At 41.2% G+C, this 6,721-nt stretch carries 5 protein-coding genes; all 5 read right to left on the bottom strand.

Annotation, left to right across the window (positions count from 1 at the left end):
• Positions 1 to 494: 494 nt before the first annotated feature.
• Complete coding sequence (locus FD16_RS03095; RefSeq protein ID WP_010621565.1) at positions 495 to 1,322, bottom strand: hypothetical protein; 828 nt, start codon at positions 1,320 to 1,322, stop codon at positions 495 to 497.
• 64 nt (positions 1,323 to 1,386) lie between these two features.
• Complete coding sequence (locus tag FD16_RS03090; RefSeq protein ID WP_010621564.1) at positions 1,387 to 2,373, bottom strand: D-2-hydroxyacid dehydrogenase; 987 nt, start codon at positions 2,371 to 2,373, stop codon at positions 1,387 to 1,389.
• Between the two features lie 4 nt (positions 2,374 to 2,377).
• Complete coding sequence (locus tag FD16_RS03085) at positions 2,378 to 3,544, bottom strand: aminotransferase class I/II-fold pyridoxal phosphate-dependent enzyme (RefSeq protein WP_010621563.1); 1,167 nt, start codon at positions 3,542 to 3,544, stop codon at positions 2,378 to 2,380.
• A 129-nt stretch (positions 3,545 to 3,673) separates the two neighbouring features.
• On the bottom strand, positions 3,674 to 5,176 hold the full coding sequence (gene xylB, locus FD16_RS03080; RefSeq protein WP_010621562.1) for a xylulokinase: 1,503 nt from the start codon (positions 5,174 to 5,176) through the stop codon (positions 3,674 to 3,676).
• 98 nt (positions 5,177 to 5,274) lie between these two features.
• A complete protein-coding gene (xylA, locus tag FD16_RS03075; RefSeq protein ID WP_010621561.1) occupies positions 5,275 to 6,618 on the bottom strand; it encodes a xylose isomerase in 1,344 nt (447 codons plus the stop codon).
• Positions 6,619 to 6,721: the final 103 nt, after the last annotated feature.

Genomic DNA, 6,721 nt, shown 5'->3' with positions numbered 1-6,721 from the left:
AAATCTATCAGTACCAAATATTGTAGAACCTCAAAAAGTGGCAATTAATCTCAATCCTTTTTTATGCTTAAATGTGCTTGGTACGCTTTTGATGCAATTTAGCTGAAATGAACTACATCAAGCAGTCTACTCCGCTTAACCTAACAAACAAGCCGATCCCAAGTTCAGGGACCACCTTGTTTGTCATGTTAATGCTCATAGTCTAAACGCTTGATTCCGTTCTCTGGTTGAAATGAACTACACCAAGCAGTCTACTCCGCTTAACCTAACAAACAATTCGATCCCAAGTTCGGGGATCACCTTGTTTGCCATGTTAATGCTCATAGCCTAAGCGCTTGATTCCGTTCTCTGGTTGAAATGAACTACACAAGTACTGAGACCTAACGTATAAGGGGACTACGACCATCAATTGTCAAAGTTCAACAATCAATGGCCGTAGTCCCCTTATACACCGGTCTCAAACCGTACTTGTTTCGTTCTCTTTTTTTACTGTTTTACATTTGTTTAGACGCTGCCACACTCGATCTCCATAACTGATACGATGTCCAGCAACTTACCACAACTATTAACCACCCTAATACTTCTAGCGATAAGCTCTTTACTAATGTTGCTGCTATGACAACACCAATAATGCCACCGAGAATAAAACCAAAAACTCCTCTTAGTGAGTAGCGCCCCTTCTTAATGAAGTTAACACTCACACTTGGCATTAATAATGCGCACGACAACATCATAATCGGAAACGCAGCAATCGGTTTTAGACCTAAAAAGTATACTAATACCATGCAAGGCGCATATAAACCGACACCAGCAGACATCAATATACCAAGGATGAAGTTACCAACAATTCCAATTGCTAGTGGCAAACCGGTTAAGCCAAGTGCCTCATTGTGCACAGCAATGATTGAAATCCAGCCCATTTTGTTAATGGCCATCAGTATTGAAGTAAGTATTAAGGCAACTGCCATCGTTTTTTGAATGATTGCCGCCACAACCATTGACACCATCGTGACAATATCCACTTTCACCGCAGTGACAAAAAACAAAGCTTCCACAACCGTGGGAATAGCGTGTGCCATGTTCATTGTCCCTGGCAGATCACGTTCATCATCTAAATAATGCGTGATACCAAATAGTGTTGTCGTGGTAACAAAACTACCAATTCCCAGTGTGTCCAAAAAGTCTGTCACTAGGCCAATACCGCCACCCAGTAGATTATCAGCTAATGTCATTTTGGGCCGCTGACGAATAAACTGCCAGACAATTAACGAAAATAGGCCAACGGCGCACAGCAACAGCACGGCAATAATTAATTTAATCATCTATCATTCTCCAATTTTATTCTCGTTGTTATAGTATAGAAAATTGGAGAACAAATTGCCATCATTAGTTAAGCGCGTGAGGGCTCTTGCCACCGTTTGCAATCGTTACAACGTCATTTAATCCAATTTCTACAATATTTTTAATTGCTTTGTTGGTAAAGAATGCTGAATGTGGTGTCATTGAAACGTTCGGCATCGCACGCAATTCTTTATAGTCTTCAGGGATCTCTTCCGGTTTAGCTTGTTTCTCAAAGAATAATGTTTCATCGGCAATGGTATCGAGTGCAGCACCAGCAATTTCGTGATTATTCAATGCATCAATCAAAGCTTGCGTGTCAACCAAGCCGCCACGGGCCATGTTAATGAAATATGCAGTATTTTTCATTTTTTTAAACGCTGCTGCATCAATAATGTTGCGGGTATCGTCTTGCAATGGCGTGTGAATTGTAACAACGTCTGACTGAGTCAATACAGTTTCCAAATCTGTATATTCCAAATATGGTTCCAATTCTACGTTATATACTGGATCCGTTGCAATCACCTTGGCACCCAGCGCCTTGTATATCTGTGCACTGGCACCGCCAATATGACCAGCCCCAATAATTCCAACAGTTAAATCGTGGATTTCACGACTGATCAACCCATGCCATTCAAAGTTTAAGTTATCCATGCGTTCCTGAAAATAGCCAATATTACGAATCAGATACATTGCTTGAGTAACACCCATTTCAGCAATTGCGCGAGGTGAGTAGGCAGGAATATTAGTAAGTGTCAGGCCGTTTTTAGTAGCCTCGTTCAAATCAAAAGTTTCATAACCAACCGTTCTACTGGTGATTTGTTTTAATCCGTACGATGCCAGTTTTTCATACACAATCGGATCCTTAACATCGTGAGTTTGTTGAATATCAATTCCATCAAACCCCTTGGCCAAGTCAACCGTTTCTGGTGTTAACATATCATTAACTTGAGTAACTTTATTACCAGTTTTCTCTTCCCAAGATTTAATATATGGTTTTTCTTCTTCAAGGACACTATACATAATAATTTTCATTGGTTTACTCCTTTAGTGTGGCTGGATCTAGTTTCTTCAAACGATCGAATGCAGTCTTAATGACATCTAACGGCTGGGTCGCCGCAATGCGGATAAATCCTTCACCGGCCTCGCCAAATGCAAGCCCCGGTATCACTATAATACCAGCTTTTTTAAGTAGTTGTTGAGCAAAATCAACTGAATTTAATCCAGTTTTCCGAATGTCAGCAAATGCATATATACTTCCTTGAATTGGAGACGCATCAAGCCAATCAATTTGCTTAATTTGTTCATCAATATACGTCAGTCTCTCACGGAATGCCTTAGCAAACGGTGGAATAATTTCGTCAGCATGCTGAATAGCGTAAAGTGCGGCGTTTTGCGATGGTGCTGGTGCAGAATATGTAATTCCTTCGTTTACAAGTCTGGCCGCACTAGTTAAATATTCTGGCCCAATTAAATAACCAATTCGCCATCCTGTCATCGCATAGCTCTTCGAAAAGCTACCTAGCGTGATCACATTTTCTGGTGCATATTTGACCATCGGGACAAATTCATTGCCAGGCATCAAATAATCAGAATAGACCTCATCTGCCATGATAAAGATGTCATGCTTTTTAGCAAGCTCTGCTAACGCCTTAGCGTCTTCCTGACTCATAACATTGCCAGTTGGGTTATTTGGCGTGTTAATGATAATTGCTTTGGTATGCTCATTGATCAGTGCCTCAACCGCTGTCGGTTTAATTTCAAAGCCATCTTCCGGTTTAGTATTTAAAATAACCGGGGTTCCTCCGGCCACGATAACTTCTTCAGGGTACGGTGAAAAACATGGTTCAGGCACAATCACTTCGTCGCCTTCATTCAATAGTGCTGCTAACGCAATGAACATCGCATGTGAGGCACCAACCGTGACACGAATTTGTGGAACCGACAAACCAATACCGTATCTATCTTGATAATAGTCACGAATAGATTCACGCAATTCAGGTAAACCACTAGCTTCAGTGTAATGTGTCATCCCCTGTTTTGTTTTTTCAAACGATGCATCAATCACAGCGTCAGGTGTTTTAAAATCTGGATCCCCAATCGATAAATCAATTGCATCCTTGGTGGTGGCCGCCAAGGTGCCAATTTCGGCTAAAATATTTGGTGCCGGATGCTGATAACGTTTCGTTAAAAATGAACTATCCATTCTATAACACTCCTTTAATCAAAACCAACTGAATCTCTAATATAGACTTTAGAGCAAAAATGATATTTATGCAATAAAAAACGTTAAATACTCATCATTATGATGTATTTAACGTTTCTTTTGTATATATTAATATTTACGACGATAGTCTAACAGTTGGTGACTAACATCTGCAGTGGCACCGTAAACTTGCTTGTAAATTCTGTGCATTTCCTTATACTTTTCAACATTGTCAGGATTTGGTTCGTATTCATTACCAAATGAAACAAATTGTTTAGCACAATCCTGCACAGAGTCAAACCAGCCTAGCCCAACGGCAGCGAGCATTGCAGCTCCCATCCCAGGGCCCTGTTCGTTCTTCAAGCTGACCACTTTGCGATTGAAAATATCGGCTTGAATTTGTAGCCAGAGCGGACTCTTAGCACCACCACCAATTGACACAACGGTATCAAATTCTTGGCCCTTTTCTTCAAAGATGTCCATGATATCTGCAAATGAGTAAATAATACCTTCCAGAACTGCACGAACAAAGTCTGAACGCTTATCAGTCCCATCAACGCCAATGAAACTACCACGAATGTCAGCATCCGCATGTGGTGTTCTTTCACCAACAATGTATGGTGTGAAGATCAGTCCATTTGCACCGACAGTCGATTCACCAGCTGAAGAAACAAAACTAGTAAAGTCTTCGTTTGGTCCAAATGTTTTCTTTAACCAACTCAAACTGTAGCCAGCAGCCAACGTAACACCCATCGTGTAGAATTTATCTGGAATGGCATGATTAAAGAAGTGCAAGCGGCCCTTGTAGTCAACATCTGAGTTATCATCATACTTTAGCACGACACCAGAAGTCCCAATGCTGGCCATTACCATGTTAGGGGCAAGAATACCAGCGCCCACAGCGCCAGCGGCATTATCTGCAGCTCCACCGAATACTTTGGTGTCAGTTGACATTCCTGAGAACAATGAATAACTCTCAGAAATATTACCTGCAAAACCAATTGATTCGATTAATGGTGGGCACATGCTAACAGGAATATCAAATTTGTCACAGATTTCTTTGCTCCACTGCTTATTAGCAACGTCTAACAAGACCGTACCAGCAGCATCTGAGTACTCCATATTAATTTTGCCAGTCATCCGGTAACGCAAATAATCTTTTGGTAACAAGAATGTTTTGGCTTTGGCAAAGATGTTGGGTTCATTTTCTTTAACCCATAAAATTTTGGGGAGTGTAAATCCTTCTAATGGTTGGTTACGAGTAATATCGATATATTCCTCGCCCATTGTGTCCAAAATTTCTTTGCGTTGCTTTGAGGTACGAGTATCATTCCAAAGAATCGCTGGTCTCAATACTTGATTGTTTTCATCAAGTAAAACTAAACCATGCATCTGACCTGAGTAACTGATACCTTCGATTTCTTCAGGCTTAATACCGTCATTTAAAATCAAACGGACGATTGCCACAGTTGTTCCTGAAACCCAGTCCTCCGGGTTTTGTTCACTATAGCCGGGTTTGGGATTACTTAATTCATAGTCAAAGCTTTGTTGTGCCACGATATTACCATCGTGATCAACTGCAGATACTTTGACGGCACTCGTGCCAAGGTCCACACCTAGTACATAACTCATAGTATAAATTCTCCTTTTAAATGTGAGATCTTTGGTTCTAAACTAACAAAATGGAGGGTGGGAGTAACCCCATCCTCCACCAAGTTGAAGGCTAATTGTTATTTGCCACCCAAAGTGTTAACGATGTAGTGGTTGATTGTATCTTTAACTTGTTCAAGATGATCTGAGCTTGTTGCATCACGCAATTCCTTTTGGGTCTTGTCCAATGAGTAAGCTTCAAGGTCAGCCATTGTTGCTTTACCGCTTTCAATATCAGCACCGATACCACTCTTGTATGAGCTATAACGATCGGCAACAAGGTTTTCAAGAACTTTATCTTCCTTCATCTTCAAGGCAACACGTAGGCCGGCAGCAAAGCTGTCCATGCCGACAATGTGGCCATAGAATAAATCTTCTGGAGCAAATGATGAACGACGAGGTTTTGCATCGAAGTTCAGTCCACCACGAGGGCCGATGCTGCCGTTTTCGACAACTTCGTACATTGCGGCTGTTGTTTCGTAAAGATTTGAAGGATATTCATCGATATCCCAGCCAATTAACTTGTCACCTTGGTTAGCATCAAGTGATCCAAGCAAGCCGGCTTCACGAGCAACACGAATTTCGTGTTGATATGTGTGACCAGCCAGGTTGGCATGGTTACCTTCAAGGTTAAGCTTGAAGTCTTTGTCCAAACCGTATTCCTTCATGAAGGCAATTGTAGTTGCTGCATCAAAGTCATATTGGTGAGTTGTTGGTTCCTTTGGCTTTGGTTCGAGAAGCATTTGAGCGCCGAAGCCGATCTCATTTGCGTAATCCTTAGCCATGTGGAATAACTTAGCTGCGTGTTCTTGTTCCTTCTTCATGTCTGTGTTCCAAAGTGATTCGTAACCTTCACGGCCACCCCAGAAGACATAGTTTTCAGAACCGACACGCTTACCAATTTCAAGACTGTGCTTTAATTGTGCAGCAGAGTAAGCGTAGATGTCAGCGTATGGTGACGTACCAGCACCGGCAACGAAACGAGGGTTGGTGAACAAGTTTGAAGTATTCCAAAGAACTTTCATTCCTGAAGTCTTTTGATATTCAACAATCTTATCAACAACTTTATCAAGATTTGCGTTTGTTTCGCGAAGTGTGTCACCTTCAGGAGCAAGGTCACGATCGTGGAAGCAAAGGTAATCAACGCCTAATTTGTCATAAAATTCAAATGCGTAATCAACCTTAGCCAATGCTTGGTCCATTGGATCTGTGTACTTGTCATATGGACGAAGTGCAGTTCCATCACCAAATGGATCAACTAAACGTTGGTCAAAAGTGTGCCAGTAAGCAACAGCGAAGCGTAACCAGTCACGCATCTTCTTACCGCCAATTACTTCATCTTTGTTGTAATAATGAAAACCTAAACCAGATTTTAATTCATCGGTACCAACATAGGGTACTTTGTCAACATTCCAATAAGCCATATTGAAAATAGCCTCCCATTGTTTAGTTTGTTGTGTCAACCAACTTACATGTCCCATTATAGTACTATGTTTTTGTTTTGCAAGCCTTTTCATGATTTAATTT

The sequence above is a fragment of the Paucilactobacillus suebicus DSM 5007 = KCTC 3549 genome (genome assembly GCF_001434475.1).
Classification (GTDB): Bacteria; Bacillota; Bacilli; order Lactobacillales; family Lactobacillaceae; genus Paucilactobacillus; species Paucilactobacillus suebicus.
Note: the sequence above shows the minus strand (reverse complement) of the source record. Positions and strands in the feature narration are given on the sequence as shown.